The 15,040-nt window shown below is 64.1% G+C and carries 15 protein-coding genes; 7 read left to right on the top strand and 8 right to left on the bottom strand.

Going from position 1 to position 15,040, the window contains the following annotated elements; genetic code table 11:
* Positions 1–21: 21 nt before the first annotated feature.
* From FHW97_RS05170 to FHW97_RS05140, 7 genes are all read right to left on the bottom strand, one after another.
* Positions 22–678 (bottom strand): FadR/GntR family transcriptional regulator, encoded by a 657-nt coding sequence (locus tag FHW97_RS05170; protein ID WP_022677560.1) that lies wholly within the window; start codon positions 676–678, stop codon positions 22–24.
* Positions 679–783: 105 nt separating this feature from the next.
* Positions 784–2,253 carry an NAD-dependent succinate-semialdehyde dehydrogenase gene (locus FHW97_RS05165; protein ID WP_171798281.1) on the bottom strand — a complete coding sequence of 490 codons (1,470 nt, stop codon included), beginning with the start codon at positions 2,251–2,253 and terminating at the stop codon, positions 784–786.
* Between the two features lie 11 nt (positions 2,254–2,264).
* Positions 2,265–3,275 (bottom strand): dihydrodipicolinate synthase family protein, encoded by a 1,011-nt coding sequence (locus FHW97_RS05160; RefSeq protein ID WP_107716600.1) that lies wholly within the window; start codon positions 3,273–3,275, stop codon positions 2,265–2,267.
* Between the two features lie 4 nt (positions 3,276–3,279).
* Positions 3,280–4,275, bottom strand: a complete 996-nt coding sequence (locus tag FHW97_RS05155; protein ID WP_216647663.1) for an ornithine cyclodeaminase family protein — start codon at positions 4,273–4,275, stop codon at positions 3,280–3,282.
* Positions 4,276–4,428: 153 nt separating this feature from the next.
* Positions 4,429–5,385: a LysR family transcriptional regulator gene (locus FHW97_RS05150; RefSeq protein ID WP_171798279.1), complete on the bottom strand. Its 957-nt coding sequence runs from the start codon at positions 5,383–5,385 to the stop codon at positions 4,429–4,431.
* 79 nt (positions 5,386–5,464) lie between these two features.
* Entirely contained in the window at positions 5,465–6,586 is a 1,122-nt protein-coding gene (locus tag FHW97_RS05145) for an FAD-dependent monooxygenase (protein ID WP_171798278.1), read from the bottom strand.
* A 132-nt stretch (positions 6,587–6,718) separates the two neighbouring features.
* Positions 6,719–9,172 carry a TonB-dependent receptor gene (locus FHW97_RS05140; protein WP_171798277.1) on the bottom strand — a complete coding sequence of 818 codons (2,454 nt, stop codon included), beginning with the start codon at positions 9,170–9,172 and terminating at the stop codon, positions 6,719–6,721.
* A 39-nt stretch (positions 9,173–9,211) separates the two neighbouring features.
* On the opposite strand from FHW97_RS05140, the gene FHW97_RS05135 reads away from it, so the two are divergent.
* From FHW97_RS05135 to FHW97_RS05105, 7 genes are all read left to right on the top strand, one after another.
* A complete protein-coding gene (locus FHW97_RS05135; protein WP_171798276.1) occupies positions 9,212–9,472 on the top strand; it encodes a hypothetical protein in 261 nt (86 codons plus the stop codon).
* 99 nt (positions 9,473–9,571) lie between these two features.
* Positions 9,572–10,312 carry an EthD domain-containing protein gene (locus tag FHW97_RS05130; protein ID WP_171798275.1) on the top strand — a complete coding sequence of 247 codons (741 nt, stop codon included), beginning with the start codon at positions 9,572–9,574 and terminating at the stop codon, positions 10,310–10,312.
* A 165-nt stretch (positions 10,313–10,477) separates the two neighbouring features.
* Positions 10,478–11,011: a sigma-70 family RNA polymerase sigma factor gene (locus FHW97_RS05125; protein ID WP_253941612.1), complete on the top strand. Its 534-nt coding sequence runs from the start codon at positions 10,478–10,480 to the stop codon at positions 11,009–11,011.
* On the top strand, positions 10,998–11,708 hold the full coding sequence (locus FHW97_RS05120; RefSeq protein WP_062785810.1) for an anti-sigma factor domain-containing protein: 711 nt from the start codon (positions 10,998–11,000) through the stop codon (positions 11,706–11,708). Before FHW97_RS05125 ends, FHW97_RS05120 begins: the two co-directional genes overlap by 14 nt.
* Before the next feature lie 286 nt (positions 11,709–11,994).
* A complete protein-coding gene (locus FHW97_RS05115) occupies positions 11,995–12,555 on the top strand; it encodes a fasciclin domain-containing protein (protein ID WP_107716606.1) in 561 nt (186 codons plus the stop codon).
* A 177-nt stretch (positions 12,556–12,732) separates the two neighbouring features.
* A complete protein-coding gene (locus FHW97_RS05110; protein WP_171798273.1) occupies positions 12,733–13,737 on the top strand; it encodes a DUF3034 family protein in 1,005 nt (334 codons plus the stop codon).
* Positions 13,738–13,765: 28 nt separating this feature from the next.
* Positions 13,766–14,245: a group 1 truncated hemoglobin gene (locus FHW97_RS05105; RefSeq protein WP_054130404.1), complete on the top strand. Its 480-nt coding sequence runs from the start codon at positions 13,766–13,768 to the stop codon at positions 14,243–14,245.
* 351 nt (positions 14,246–14,596) lie between these two features.
* On the opposite strand, the gene FHW97_RS05100 is transcribed toward FHW97_RS05105, so the two are convergent.
* The gene (locus FHW97_RS05100; RefSeq protein ID WP_171798272.1) at positions 14,597–14,782 is read right to left on the bottom strand and encodes a hypothetical protein; all 186 of its coding nucleotides are present in this window, start codon (positions 14,780–14,782) and stop codon (positions 14,597–14,599) included.
* Positions 14,783–15,040 lie beyond the last annotated feature (258 nt).

Raw genomic sequence — 15,040 nt, 5'->3', positions numbered from 1 at the left:
CGCTGGGGGGCGTATCGCCCCTCAGCGCAAACCGAATAGCTTGCCACGCAGCTGGAACAGGTGCTCGCGCATCAAGGTCTCGGCGCCAGCGGGGTCGTGCCGGCGGATCGCGTCGACCACTTGGGCGTGCTCGCTGTCGGTATCCGCCTTGGGTCCCGGCTCGGCGCCAAACACCTGGTCGATACGGCTATCGAGCGTGAACTTCATTTGCGTGCGCAGCGTGTCATACAGCGTGAGCAGCAGATTGTTGCGGGTCGCCTGCGCGATGGCGCGGTGCAACCGCTCGTCCAGTCGCTTCCAGTGGAGCATGGATGGGGCGAGCTTCATCTCCGCAAGGCAGGCGTCCATCTCTGCCACGTCCTCCGGGGTGCTGTGAATGGCGGCCAGCGCGGCGAGTTGCGGCTCGAGCGCGGTTCGTGCCTGAAGGATATCATCGACGCTGAACGAGACGGCAACGGGATTGCTGTCGATCAGCTTGCGCGGGCCAACAAAGGTGCCCTTGCCAACATGGCGCCAGATCTCGCCTTCACTTTCCAACCGCTTGAGCAAGGTACGCAACCGCCCGCGCGAGATGCCGAGTTCGTCGCTAAGCTTCGGCTCGGGCGGCAAGCGATCTTCGCCGCGCTCCACCGTCTGGTCGAGAAGGGCCCTGAGACGGACCAGATCGTCCTTGATCACCCTGCACTCCCCATCGCTGTCGCTGCTTTCGCCACGCCTCTCCCATGCGGTATGCGCCCGTGCCGATCAATAGCACGGGCGCGGGAAAGGCGCGGGCGGCAGCTGTCAAATCCCGCCCAGGGCCACGTACTTGGTTTCGAGGTATTCCTCGATACCGACCTGGGAGCCCTCGCGCCCGAGCCCCGATGCCTTGACCCCGCCGAACGGGGCCACCTCGGTAGAGATCAGGCCTTCGTTGACGCCGACCATCCCGAATTCCAGCCCTTCGACCACGCGGAAGATCCGCCCGGCATCGCGCGCACAGACATAGGCGGCAAGACCGAACGGGGTATCGTTGGCGAGGGCAATCGCCTGTTCCTCGGTTTCAAAGCGGAACACCGGCGCTACCGGGCCAAAGGTTTCCTCACCAAAGATCTGCGCATCGTGCGGCACATTCACCAGGACCGTCGGCTCGAAGAAATTGCCGCCCAGCGCGTGGCGCCGGCCACCCGCCGCCACGCTGGCGCCCTTGGCCACCGCATCGGCGATATGCTCCTCCACCTTGGCGAGCGCGGCCGCGTCGATCAGCGGGCCGATCGCCGCATCCGGCTGGGTGCCTTCCGCCACCTTGAGCTTGGTGGTCTCCTCCGCCAGACGCCGGGCGAACGCATCGTGGACGCCGGCCTGGACCAGAAAGCGGTTCGCGCCGATGCACGATTGGCCACTGTTGCGATACTTGGCGACCAGCGCCGCCTTGACCGCCACGTCCAGGTCGGCATCGTCGAACACGATGAACGGCGCATTCCCGCCCAGTTCCATGCTGGTGCGCTTGATGGTCGGCGCGCATTGTTGCAGCAGCAACGCGCCGATCTCGGTCGATCCGGTGAACGACAGCTTGCGCACGGTGGGGTTGGCAGTGATCTCGCCCCCGATTGCCCCGGCAGACCCGGTCACCACGTTGCACACACCCTTGGGCAGTCCCGCGCGCTCGGCCAGCACGGCCAGCGCCAGCGTGGTCAACGGGGTCTGGCTGGCGGGCTTGATCACCCCGGTGCAGCCTGCGGCCCAGCCTGGCCCGGCCTTACGCGTCAACATCGCCGCGGGGAAATTCCACGGCGTGATGGCGGCAAACACGCCCACCGGCGCCTTTTGCACCAGAATGCGCCGGCCCTGCATGTTCTGCGGAATGATCGCGCCGTTGACGCGCTTCGCCTCTTCGGAAAACCACTCGATAAAGCTGGCGGCATAGAGCACCTCGCCGCGCCCCTCGCTCAGCGGTTTGCCTTGCTCGGACGTAATCAGCAGAGCAAGATCATCGATATTCTCGATCATCAGGTCGAACAGGTTGCGCAGGATTGCGCCGCGTTCCTTGGCCAGCAGCCCCCGCCAGGCCGGCAGGGCCGATGCAGCGGCCGCGATGGCACGGCGCGTTTCCTGCGCGCCAGCCTTGGGCACGCGGGCGATGAGCGCGTCGGTCGCCGGATTGCGCACATCGAACGTTGCGCCATCGTCGGCCTGCACCCATTCGCCATCGATCAGCATCGCCTGCCGAAGTAGCGACGGGTCGTTCAGCGCAAGCGGGGTCGGTTGTTCCATGGTTACGCCTTTCAGCAGGGGTTGCGGCCGATGAAGAACAGCTCGTCGGCATCGGTAGTCGGATTGAGGCCAGCGGCTTCCTGCCCACGGCGCAGCGCGGTCATGTCGCGCTGGTAAACCCGCGCCGTGGGATGGCGCAGCGGGCCACCGTTATAGCCCTGCAACCAGGCTTCATACTTCCACATCATGCGGTTGATCAGGCCATTCCCAGCCTGGGGAACCCCGGCAAACGCACGACGCGCAGGATCGACACGGTGAAATTCGGCCGTCGCCTCGTCAAAGCGCTTTTCGCGGATAAGCTGGAACACCTTGGGCAGCCAGGGCCCGAAATAGGCCGAGAAGTTGGTGCCGCAAAACGGCACGTCGATCAGTTGGGCCAGCGGCACGAACTCATGCTCAAGCGGATAGGAGATCACCACTTCGTCGCCGAACGCGCGCTGCGCCTCGATCGCGCCCATGATGAACGGCGCCCCACCCTCGGCCTTGATCGATACCACGTTGGGGCAATCGTCCACCAGGCGGCGCAGCAGTTCGATCGGCATGTCGGTCGGGCTCAGGCGCGAAAAACCCCAGGTCGGGATCGGGAAGAGCATGACCGCCAGATCGGTCGCATCGCAGAACGCCTTGGTATAGGCATAGATATCGTCGAGCGATTTGGGGAAGAAATAGGGCGGATAGCCCAGCAGGATCAGCTCCGCCCCCGCGGCCTGGGCCAGCTTTGCCGCCGCAATGTTGTCCTCCAGCGTGTTGAACACGGCGTGGTGGACCACGAAGATCCGCCCGGCAGACTGCTCTACCATCACTTCGACAAAGCGCTGGTATTCGGCCATGGTCACGGCCACTTCCGAACAGGCCAGCGTGCCGACAAAGCCATGCGCAATGGTCGTCTCGATATCGTGGCGCGCGGCCTTTTCATTCAGGCCGGCAAAGTCGTTGGTCATCGTCGGGATGGTGACGTTGGCAACGCCAAGCATCTTTTCGCGCGCCCAGGCGCGGGCTTCGCTCTTGGTGTAGCTGGGCATGATCTCACTTCCCCTTGTTAACGGGTTGAATAGGAGCCGGAATTTCGGTGCCAAGGCCCAGTGCCCGCGCGCGTTCGACGCACATGGCGGCAACGGTCAGGTCCTGGATCGCCGCGCCGACCGACTTGTAGAGCATGATCTGATCGGGTGACGTGCGCCCGGGGCGGGCGCCCGACACGACGGCCGACAGGCTGGCGAGCTTGTCGGCAAAGGCAACGCCGGCAGCGCTCGCCGCGATCATGTCGCCCGTGTCGTGCGCCACTTCCTCGACCATGTCGGCCACGATCAGATCGGCCCGTTCGATAGCTTCGGGATCGAGTTCGCGCTGTTCCGGCAGGGTCGATCCGATCGACACCACGGTCATCCCCGGACGCAGCCAGGCGCCGCGCAAGGTCGGGCTTTCATCGCGCGAACGCGCCGCGCAGATCACCAGGTCGGCCGATTGCACCGCCGCCTGCGCGCTGTGGGCCGCTGTTACGGCAACGCCCTTGTCTCCCAGGGCCGCGCAAAAGGCAGCGCGGCTGCTTTCGCGCGGACTGAAAACCTCTACTGCCCCGATCGGGCCGGAGTGCGCCAGGGCTTCAAGATGGGTGCGCGCTTCGAAGCCCGATCCGATCACGGCAACCCGGGGCTGCGGCTTATCGAGTAGCTCGCGCGCGGCTAGCGCCGATGTCGCCGCCGTTCGCAGGCCCGTGATCGAGGCAGCGTCCATCAGCGCCTCAAGCGCCATCGTCGCGCCGTCGAACAGCGGGATCAGGTAAGAGGCACAGGAATTGCGCGGTGAGGCGGCGATCATCTTAGCCCCCAGGTACTTCTGCCCCGGCATCACCCCAGAAAGGGTGCGCAGCCACAGGCCCTGTCCACGGGCCATCGAGCGTGGGGGAAACTGCGCATCGGTCACATCCACGCCATAGGCGTCACGCAGCGCCGCAATGGCCGCAGCCCAGTCAAACGCGGCGCCCACGTCCGCATCGGTCAGGATCAAGGTTTTGAGGCTCACACACGACTCCTGCGAAGATGCACCGGGCTGAATTGCCTTTTTGGGTGCTCTAATTATGTCAATGAAACGTGTCAATTTATAAATTGATTCGAAATAGGTAAGCCGAGGTCGTGCGCCGCCGCACACCGCTCCCATGTGGTAATTTTCGCGATATCAGCCCGACGCGGTGCGTCCGGAGCTGCTTGCGGCAAGGTGCGCCTTGGCAGGATCGCGCGATGCCATCAGCCGGATGCGTTCCACCAGCCAGTTCAGTGCCAGGTCGTTGCCGCTGGCGACATGCCATTGCAGCATCTCGCGAATGGGCGGCATCACGAAGGGCAACTCACGCAGCACGATCGCCTCGCTCTGCGCCATCTGCTCGGCCAGCCGGCGCATCACTGTCGCCACCCGCCTGGTGCCGACCACCAGCTTGGGAAGCACCAGAAACGTCGGCGCAACCACCTCCACCCGGCGCGCCAGCTTCATCCGCGACATGAAGCTGTCCTCGAAAGCCGGCACCCGCATGCGCCCGAAGCGGGCGACGGCGTGGCCCACATCAAAGTAGGACTGGCGCGTTATCTCGCTGTGCATGAAGGGATTTTCGTCCCAGCCAATCATCACGTGATCGTCCTCGAACAGCAGGCAACTGGGGTGATCAGGGCTCAGCGCATAGTCGAGCGAGACGAGGAGATCGGCCTGCTGCCGCTCGATCACCTCGTGCGGGGCATCATGCAGGGGGAGAATGTCCACCCGCATGTTGGGTGCCGATGTTTCGAGATCGCACAGCACGTCGGCCAGCAGGACCTGCGTGACATAGTCCGAGCCCACGACCTTTATCTGGCGGTCGCAGGTCAACGGGTTGAATTCAGGAGCGACCGTGATCGTGTTGCGGATCTGCTCAAGCACGGCGCGGACCGGCTCGCGCAGTTCCTCGCCACGCACGGTCAGGGTCATCTGGCGGCCACGCACCACCATGAGCTCGTCGCCGAAATAGTCGCGCAGCCGCGCCAGGGAACTGGAGGCGGCAGACTGGGACAGGCACAGGCGCTCTGCCGCCAGCGTCACGCTGCGTTCAGTGAGCAGGGCATCGAGCGCCACGAGCAGGTTAAGATCGAGCCGCTCGAACCGCATAGAACATCTCCCGGTCGTTTTTCATCATTTTGCGCCAAGCCTACTAACGCGTCGCGCCTTGCCGAACCACCTCCCCTGTTCAGATCGGCTCCGCCAGCGCGGCAACAGCGGCCCCGAACACCTGCGTCTGCTCTGCAGACGGGGCGCGGTCGATCTCCATCTGGCCCAGCCGCACGCTGGTTTGCACCACCAGCCGGCTGCGTTCCCAGCGGCGCTCTGCAAATGCGTGCCACCCGGCCGCAACGCTGTCCGCCGCAAGCATTTCGTACGCCAGAACCAACCCGTCTTCCACCGCCAGACCGGCGCCCGATGCTAGATGGGGCGTGGTCGCGTGCGCAGCATCGCCGATCAGGCCCACCCGGCCCACAGCCCAGGGGCGCGGCAGCAGCATTGCCTCGAGCGGGCGATAGTTGAACGCGCTGTCGGGCCCCAGATCGTCGCGCACGGTGGCGATCACGCCGCCAAAGCCGGCCAGAATCTCGCGCAGCATCGCGATCCCTTCCTCGGCACCCACCCGCGGGTTGCCGGGCATCGGCGTGTTGCAGAACAGGTACATCTTATCGGCCGAGCATGGCGTCACGCCGGCCTTGCGGTCTGGGCCGTAATACATGCGGCCACTGTCCAGCCACGCCGGCCGATCGGCCAGCACGCGCCAGCACCCCTGCCCGGTGAATTGCGGGCGCGGTGCATCGGGAAACAGCAGCCCGCGCATGGCAGAAAACGCGCCATCGGCCCCAACCACCAGGTCATAGCGCCCGGTTGCCCCATCGGTGAACACCACGTCCACGCCATCGGCATCCTGCGTGAACGATGCCACCGTCGCCCCCAGCCGCACATCGGTGCCCACCGCGCGGGTGCGGCTCGACATGATGTTGTGCAGCACCGGGCGCAAGATACCACCGGCGGCGGGAAGGTCGGCGGCCAGCGGCGGCATCGCGTGCTCGGCAATCAAATCACCGGCCTGGGTATAGAGCCCGACCTTCTTGGAAAAGGCCGCAGCCGTGCTCACTTCGTCCAGCAGGTCGAGCGCCTTGAACGCGCGCAGCGTAGGCCCGGTGATGGTGATGCCGGCGCCCAGCACCTTCCACTGCGGATCGATATCCACCAGATCGACCACGATGCCGTGCTGGGCAAAGGCAATCGCGGTGGCCATGCCGCCAACGCCGCCACCGACGACAAGGGTTTTCAATTGCTTGGGCATAGTACGTTCCTTGTCGGGAGGCTGCAGTCTATTCAGAAAGTCTTGATGCCCGGCGTTGCCAAGCATGGTTTGGCCATGCGTGGTATGCCATCCGGGCGCCGGGAAAGGATCGCCCTTCCCCGGCTTTGAGCTTTAGAACTTCGCCGATGCGCGCGCACCATAGGTGCGGGGCGGCGCATAGGACGTGGCGATCACACCGCCGACGTTGTTGTTGTATTGCGTCAGTATGCGGACGTTGTTGTCGGTCAGATTGCGGACCCACGCGGTCAGTTGCCAGCGCTGGTCCTGCGGGCCGAACGCGATCGAGGCATCAGCGGTGAAATCGTCGCCGGAGTTGTGCTGGGCGAGATATTCAAAGCCGATCACCCGGTTGGAGCGATAGCGGCCATCGAGCGACAGTTGCAGGGTGTAATCACCCAGCGGGACATCCTGGCGAATGCCGCCATTCAGCGACCAGCGCGGCGAGTTCAGCCCCGGCTTGCCGCTGCAGTCAATCGTGTAGACCGGCAGGCCACCCTCGGTGCCGGGGGCGTAGGGGCACCCTACCGCCGGCGGTAGCGAGGTACCGCCACGCGGCACGTTGTAGGTGAACTGGTCCAGTGTGTTGTCGACATATTGAACGTCACCCAAAAGCAGCGTGGTCGGCGTCGCCTTGAACTGGAAATCGATGTCCACGCCCTTGATCGTCGACTTGCCGACGTTGGTGGTGAAATAGGTCGTCAGGCCATCGCTGCCGAAGCCGAAGTGTGAAACCTGCTGGTTGCGGTACTTCCACAGGAACGCCTCGACGTTGATTTGCAGGCGATTGCCCATGAGCCGGTTCTTGATGCCAGCGGTGTAGGCATCGATGAATTCCGGCGCATAGGTTTCACGCCCCTTGGCCAGGGCAAAGCCGCCAGAACGATAGCCGGTCTCGTAGCTGAGATAGGCCAGCGATTGCGGCCCGACATCGTATTCTGCGGCCAGGCGATAGGTGAAGCGGTTGTTGTTGAGCGGCTTGTTCACCGCAACCGGGGCATAAGTCAGGATGTTGCCGGCATTGCCGAACGGACGCACATCACCCGGCGCAGTGGGGAAGCCCGCCGGCAATTGCGACGCAGGGATCTGGGCGGCGATATCTGCCAGCGTCAGGCCGGTCGGCACCGATGGGCCGCCAAAGCAGCCATTCCCGGCAGGCGGCGGCGCGTTGGTGCACAGGTCCAGCAGGGTATTGGCCAGGCCATCGATGCGCTTTTCGTCACGCGTATAGCGCCCACCGGCAACCAGGCGGAAATGGTCGGTGGCGTGGAACACCAGCCGCCCAAACCCGGCATAGGACTTGGTGCCGATGGTGTAGCTCTGGATGGAACTCACCAGATACTGGTTGTAGGTGCTATTGCCCTGGACGTTTTCGTCATAGAAAAATCCGCCGATCAGCCATTCGACCGGGCCGATCGGCTTGCCCGCAAGCCGCACTTCGGCGCTGAACTGATGGCTGTTTTCCTTGGTTCGTGCCCCGCGGAAACTGGGCGCCCCGTTGAACAGGTCGTCCAGGGTCGATTTGCGATAGGCCAGCAGTGTTGTCACCTTGCCGATGCTGGTGTCGAGGTTGGCTTCGCCTTCAACGCCCCAGTTGGTATCGTTGATGAACGGCTTGTCGAGCGGTGCAGGAGAGATGAACGACCCGCCGATCACGGTGTTTGCAAAAAATGCGCTGGCCTTGGGAGACAGCAGGCCCGACCATGCCCCCAGATTTGCAGGAACATACGTGTAATTGGCCGGTGCATTGGCCGAAGCCGGTGCACCCGGCGTGAAATTCAGCAGGCCATCATACGTGGCCCCCACGCCCATGCCGCCGTTGTGCGCCCAGTCCGCCGCTAACCTGAGAGACACTGCCGCGCTGGGCTGCGTCAGGATTTGCGCGCGCAGGGCCTGCGACTTGGTATTGCCCGTGCCGTCGGAATAGTAGCCCTTGCTGTCAACGACCTTGCCCGCCAGCCGGACCGCCGTGTTGTCGCCCACCGGCACGTTGATCATGGCATCGCCGTCGATGGCATTGAAGTTGCCATAGCCCAGCGAGGCCGCGCCCATCAGCTTGCCGATCACCGGCTTGGCGGGAAGCACATTGACCGCGCCGCCAGTCGCATTGCGGCCGTACAGCGTGCCTTGCGGGCCCTTGAGCACTTCGATCCGCTCAAGGTCGAAAAATGCGCTGCCGGTCGACGTCGGGCGGCCGATGTAGACACCGTCATAGTTAAAGGCGACAGCCGGATCGCTGTAGGCATTGTTCGTGAAATTGCCCACGCCGCGCACGAAATAGCTGGTGGTCGCGCCGCCACCCTGGGCAACGGTCAGCGAAGGCGCCACGGAATTGAGAGTGGCCGCGCTGTTAACGCCCGCCTTCGTCAACGCTTCTGCCGTAACCACGCTGATCGCGATCGCGGCCTTTTGCGCGCTCTCCGCCTTGCGCTGCGCGGTCACGACGATTTCCTCGAGCCCGACAGTGCCAGATTGCTGGCCCGCCTCATCGGCATGCGAGACCTGCGGCATCGCGGCCATGGCCATCATCGCCAGCGCTGAAGCGCCCGAACGAATGCCCTGCTTCATGTTTTCCTCCCTCTCCGTGACTGTTTTTTGGCTTTTATCGTGCTCGGGCTGCCCCCGATGCGCATGTCATTGTTCCGCCATTTGCAAACGCCTGTCGTTTATGCTGTCGCACGCGGCGCGCCGCGCCCGCTGCGCCAGAGCGGCCCGACCGGCTTCCTGCTCACCCGCGTTTTTCCTGACATTGTGCCGGCAAACCTACTCAGCATCGCAGGCGGCGAAAAACGAAAGATACGCATAGCGCATTATCGATGCCATCAATGTGTGTATAAACACGAACCAATCTTCGCATTGATGGAATAAATATGGACCTATCGCCGCTAGCGGCTTTACTCCCGAGGCCGGCGTGGCAAGGTCGGGCCCGGCGCCAAGCGGCGAAATACCAGTTCAAGGGAGAGTAGGATGCTCAAGATCGTTGCCGCCGTCCGGCGCAAGCCGGGCATGACGCATGCCGAATACCTCGCCTATATCGAGCAGGTCCACGGCAAGCTGGCAACGGACAACCCCTTGCAACTCCACCGCTATGTCCAGAACCATGCGTTCGACGGGGCCTATGGGTCAGGCGATCGGCCCGATCATGTCGGCGTTTTCCATCGCGACAGCGTAACCGAACTCTACTTCACCAGCCCCCAGGCCATGGCGGAAACCTTTTCGGCCGAATACAACCGAACCGTGATTGCGCCGGACGGTGCGCACTTTGCCGAATTGCCGACCAACCAGGCCTTGCTGACCATCGAAACCGTACTGGTCCCGCCGCCGGCTGCCCCGGCCGCGAACATGGTGAAGATCATGATGCTGCTGACTTGCGCCGAAGGCGTGGTCGCGGCCGAAGCCCAAGCAGGATGGCAGGCCGCGCACGAAGCCGGGCTGGCTGCTGCCCCCGCCTTTGCCACGGCGATCTGTGGGCTGACGCGTTCCGACCCGCAGGACAGCGGGCCAGGCGCGGCGATGGCGGCCCATTTTGGCGGGGGAGATCAGCCACCGCTGGCCCTGCTCGTATCGATCTGGGCGCCGGAAGGCGCGCTGGCCAATTTCCGCCGCTACGAACGCAGCGTGCTGGCCAGCGGGCTGTTCCACCGCGATTACAGCTATTTCCTGTTCACCCGCGAGGTGGAAATTCTGGCGCCGCGAATGGATCAATAGGCGCGATCCGATCGGCCACCGGGCAAATGCGGGCGGGAACTTGGCGCGCGAATGCGATCGCCGCCCCCTCCCTGTTTGCCACGGTTGCGTCCACTGCCATTCAACGGCTAGACCAGCGGTCCTATGCCGCCCTCCCCCGCACCAGATGCTCTGCCGCGTTCCGAATTGGTCGCCCTTCTGCTGGCTGCGGCGGAAGGCGACGAGCCGAGCTTCTCGGAACTCTATCGCCGCACCAGCGCGAAACTATTCGGCGTGGTCCTGCGTATCTGCCCTGATCGGGGGATCGCGGAGGACGTATTGGTTGATGTCTACCTGACCATCTGGCGCCGTGCCGGCGCGTTCGATCCGGGCCGGGCCAGCCCGATCACCTGGATGGCGACGATTGCGCGCAACCGGGCGATCGACGCCGTGCGCCGCCAGCCCCGTGTTGCGCCAGTCGCGATCGACATGGTCCCCGAGATGGCCGACTGTGCCACGCTGGCAGAAGCCGCCCTGATCGAAGCGGAAGGCGATGCCCGCCTGCACCTGTGCGTCGAGCGGTTGGGCGAGCCGCAGTCTGGCGCCATCCGCGCGGCCTTTTTCCACGGGCTGACTTATGCGCAACTGGCAACCACCATGGCCGTGCCGCTGGGCACGATGAAAAGCTGGATCCGGCGGAGTCTTGCCCGGCTGAAGGAGTGCCTCCATGCCGAGGACTGATCCCGTACTGTCCGAAGAGGATGTGGTGCTGGCTGGCGAGCTGGCGCTCGGCGTGCTGGAAGGCGATGCCTTGGCCGCCGCCCGGCGCAGGCTGATTGCCGAACCGGCGTTTGCCCGCGAAGTGGAACTGTGGCGCGATCACTTTGCCGCGGTTTCCGTGCGCGGACCTGCTGTGGAGCCTCCAGCCGCCTTGGCCGGCCGCGTGCAGCAGGCCGTTCGCGCGCAGGGCGGCGGCACTCTGGCAAGCATGTCGCAGCGGGCAGTGGCGCGCTGGCGCGCGGCTGCCATCGGGTTTGGCGCGCTGGGCCTTGGCGCGGCGGCTGCGCTGGCCCTGGTATTGCTCCGTCCCGCCACCGTCGACAATACAACCGGCGATAGGGTCCTGGTGGCTGCGCTCGATGTCCCTGCGGCGCATGCCACGCTGCTGGCGCGGATCAAGCCCGGACGGCTGCATGTCACCGGCGCGCTGCCCATTCCCGACCAGCATGACGCGCAGGCGTGGGTGATCGATGCTTCGGGCACGCCGCGTTCGCTCGGCGTGTTGCAGCGAACGGGCGGCCAGGCACTCGAAACGGTGCCACAACGCGCGCTCGCGCCGGGGCAGACGCTGGCGATCAGCATCGAGCCGATGGGCGGCGCGCCTGGTCCACTGCCGACCGGGCCCGTCGTCGCCACCGGCACGATCGAGACAATCTGAGCGCATGACAGAGGCGAGAGCGCACCGACAGTTGCGCGCCCGCTAGCCTGACAGGAGTGAAACGGGCGCGATCCGGTTCGCAGCGTCGCTGCGCGCGCCATCAGCGCAAAATCCGCCCTGCCCGAAAAAATTTTTTACCGGGCGTGCATCCAAGCGTCGGGCCCCTTGCGTAGCTGCGGCATCGGCGGGGGCAGGAAGCCATCCACTATCCCTGCGCCTGCCGAAATGAATGCAGCATTCGTCCGCATTGCCTGTGGTTGTGCGGAAACCCAAAAGGAACAAGATCATGAAGCTTTTCAAGATCCTCACCACCCTTGTTGCTGCCAGCACGCTGCCCATCGGCGCGACCGCTCTCTATGCCGCAGCCGCGCCGGTCACCGTCGGTGGAGCGCCGATGTATCCCACCAAGAACATCATCCAGAACGCGGTCAATTCCAAGGACCACACCACCCTGGTCGCGGCTGTGAAGGCCGCCGGGTTGGTCGATACGCTGCAAGGGCCTGGGCCGTTCACCGTGTTTGCCCCCACCGATGCGGCCTTTGCCAAGCTGCCGGCAGACACCGTGCCCACGTTGCTCAAGCCGGAAAACAAGAACCAGCTGACCGCGGTGCTGACCTACCATGTCGTGCCCGGCAAGCTCAGCGCGATGGCGCTGCGCCGGAAGGTGATGCAAGGCCATGGCAAGGCGATGCTCAAGACCGTACAGGGCGAGGATCTGACCGTGACCGCCATGGGCCGCAAGCTGATGATCACCGACAGCAAGGGCGGCATGGCCACCGTCACCATTCCCGACGTCAACCAAAGCAATGGCGTGATCCACGTCATTGACGCCGTGCTGTTGCCCTGAGGGTCGCACACCAGGCGGGCATCACGGGGCGGGGGAAACGTGCGCGTTTCCCCCAAACCCGACGGCACACCGGGGCCAACAACGCGCGCACCCATCCTACCGAACACAAACACGCACACGCCGTATCTGATGCAACGCGGGACGGATGATCCTGCATTTTCAGTGGAGTAGAACAACATGAGGTTCAACGATATTCCGCGGGTCGCGATGGCGGCTCTGGCGGGAGCGGCTCTCTGCGCGCTCAGCGCCCCCGCGTTTGCCGAGCAAGCACCCGGCGATGCCGAGACCGCCGCACCTGCCGATAGCGGTGGCGGCGATACCCAATCGCCCGGCGACGCGTCGCACGAGCTGGTGCCATTTCGCAATGGCGGGCGCCTGCTGCTGACCGGCGGCGTCTCCACGATCGAGGGTGCCGGCGGCGGCGGCCTGGTGCCCTGGGCGCTGATCGGTGGCTATGGCACGCGCGACGAGTTCGGCATCCAGTCCTACGTCACCGGCGTAAAATCCGAGGATTTCGCGCTGGTCGCCTTCGGCGCCTCGGCCAACATCAAGAACCGGTTGGAGATTTCGCTCGGCCGGCAGAATTTCCATTTGCGCGATGTCGGCAAGGCGCTCGGGTTGGGCAACGATTTCATCATCAGCCAGACGATCATCGGCGCCAAGGTCCGCCTGATCGGCGATGCAGTGCTCGATCAGAACACGCTGGTGCCGCAAATCTCGGTGGGCGTGCAGCACAAGGTCAATGACGACAAGACCGTGGTGGGCGGCGCGCTTGGCCTGCGCCGATCAAGCACCGATTTCTACATCGCCGCCACCAAGCTGTTCCTGGACAAGAACCTGCTCGTCAACACCACCGTGCGGCTGACCAAGGCCAACCAGTACGGCATTCTCGGCTTCGGCGGGCTTGGCGGCAAGGACCAGGCCTACAAGCCGACCTTCGAAGCCTCGGCGGCGTATCTGCTTACCCGCAAGCTGGCCTTCGGCGCCGAAGTGCGCACCAAATCAAACCGCCTGCAAGGCGCGCTGGGCGGGGATTCCTTCCGCGAGGACGCCGCCTACGACATCTTTGGTGCCTATGCCCTGGGCCGCAACCTGTCGCTGACGGCGGCGTACGTCGATCTTGGCCATATTGCGCTCAAGAACCAGCACGCCGCCTATCTTTCGCTGCAAGTCGGCTTCTGACGCTGCCATTCTTCCGGAGACATTCCCGATGATCACCATGCTTCTCGCCGCCGGCCTGATGGCCGCTCAACCTGCTGCTGCCGAACCGCCCGTGGCTGACCCGGCGGTCAAGCCGCACTATCCGACCCTGCCGGTCATCACCCAGAACGAGCACCTCTATGAAACGTTTGGCGGCAAGGAAGGCCTGACCGCGCTGATGGATGATGCCATGAACCGTTGGCTGGCCAATCCGCGCACGCGGCCGTTCTTTGCTAATGCCGATCAGGCCCGGATCAAGGATCTGCTGGTCAAGCAGTTCTGCGTGATCATGCACGGCCCTTGCACCTATGACGGGCGGACCATGGCCGAGGCCCATCGCGGCATGAATGTTTCCGAAGGCAGCTTCTATGCGCTGGTAGAGGAATTGCAGGTGGCGATGAACAAGCGCCACATTCCCTTCAACGCCCAGAACCGGCTGATCGCGGCGCTCGCCCCGATGCACCGCGACATCATAAACAACACCAAGTGATGCAGATGACCATGCGCAAAGCCATCACGGTTGCGCGCATGGCCATTGTGGCGGCGGCATTCTCCCCTGTGGCCGCCGCCACACCCCAGCTACGGCCCGCGCTATTCACACGGCTATGATGACCGCCGGAAGCAGCCGAGTGCATGATCGGACGATACCGACCGCCTGCATCGTCGATGGGTTTGCCCGACTGAGAGTCCGGAAACTGCCGCGTGATAAAGCCCGATTCATCGCTCTACCAAGTTCGTACCATGTTCAATCGCGAATATAGCAGCAGCCTGCTGATCGCGCGGCCGATCGATGCTCGGCGCATCTGGGACAAGACAAAGCGAGACCAGTAAATTTTTGATCTCAAGTCGTATTCCGCGCTGTTCCGGCGGGCTGCAACGCCCGCGCGATGACGAGGTTCGTGTCGAACACCAATCCTCCCGCCGTGCGCACTTGGTAGAGGGCCTCGAACGAATTTGCGCCATGTGTTTCGCGTGACAGCAGATCGAGTTGGCGGGCGTCCGACGCGAGCCTGATCATCTGCGACAAAGCCGAGTCCCCCATGGCCGAGATCACGCTATAAGGAGCGCCAGGCCTAAGCAGAGAACGATCCAGACAAATTTCCACGTTGCCGGCTGCCTGGGCTTACTGGAGGGCGCTTTGGCATCCTCGTCGTCGTTTGGCGCGTTGACCAACTGCAGGCGATATTCGCTCTTGGGGATTTGCAGATACATCCCACTTTTCCCGGCGTGGCAGTCGATCCGATTGAGGAAAGCCAGGCGAAGACTGATGAACGAGAACGATATA

This window comes from Novosphingobium sp. SG754 (genome assembly GCF_013149315.1).
GTDB lineage: Bacteria > Pseudomonadota > Alphaproteobacteria > Sphingomonadales > Sphingomonadaceae > Novosphingobium > Novosphingobium capsulatum.
The sequence above is the reverse complement of the archived record's forward strand: the minus strand, read 5'-3'. Positions and strand labels throughout refer to the sequence as shown.

What these genes read in the sequence shown, in the direction of transcription:
- FHW97_RS05165 (WP_171798281.1), bottom strand. Translation starts at nt 2,253, where the DNA reads ATGGAACAACCGACCCCGCTTGCGCTGAACGACCCGTCGCTACTTCGG.
- FHW97_RS05160 (WP_107716600.1), bottom strand. Translation starts at nt 3,275, where the DNA reads ATGCCCAGCTACACCAAGAGCGAAGCCCGCGCCTGGGCGCGCGAAAAG.
- FHW97_RS05150 (WP_171798279.1), bottom strand. Translation starts at nt 5,385, where the DNA reads ATGCGGTTCGAGCGGCTCGATCTTAACCTGCTCGTGGCGCTCGATGCC.
- FHW97_RS05145 (WP_171798278.1), bottom strand. Translation starts at nt 6,586, where the DNA reads ATGCCCAAGCAATTGAAAACCCTTGTCGTCGGTGGCGGCGTTGGCGGC.
- FHW97_RS05140 (WP_171798277.1), bottom strand. Translation starts at nt 9,172, where the DNA reads ATGAAGCAGGGCATTCGTTCGGGCGCTTCAGCGCTGGCGATGATGGCC.
- FHW97_RS05130 (WP_171798275.1), top strand. Translation starts at nt 9,572, where the DNA reads ATGCTCAAGATCGTTGCCGCCGTCCGGCGCAAGCCGGGCATGACGCAT.
- FHW97_RS05120 (WP_062785810.1), top strand. Translation starts at nt 10,998, where the DNA reads ATGCCGAGGACTGATCCCGTACTGTCCGAAGAGGATGTGGTGCTGGCT.
- FHW97_RS05115 (WP_107716606.1), top strand. Translation starts at nt 11,995, where the DNA reads ATGAAGCTTTTCAAGATCCTCACCACCCTTGTTGCTGCCAGCACGCTG.
- FHW97_RS05110 (WP_171798273.1), top strand. Translation starts at nt 12,733, where the DNA reads ATGAGGTTCAACGATATTCCGCGGGTCGCGATGGCGGCTCTGGCGGGA.
- FHW97_RS05105 (WP_054130404.1), top strand. Translation starts at nt 13,766, where the DNA reads ATGATCACCATGCTTCTCGCCGCCGGCCTGATGGCCGCTCAACCTGCT.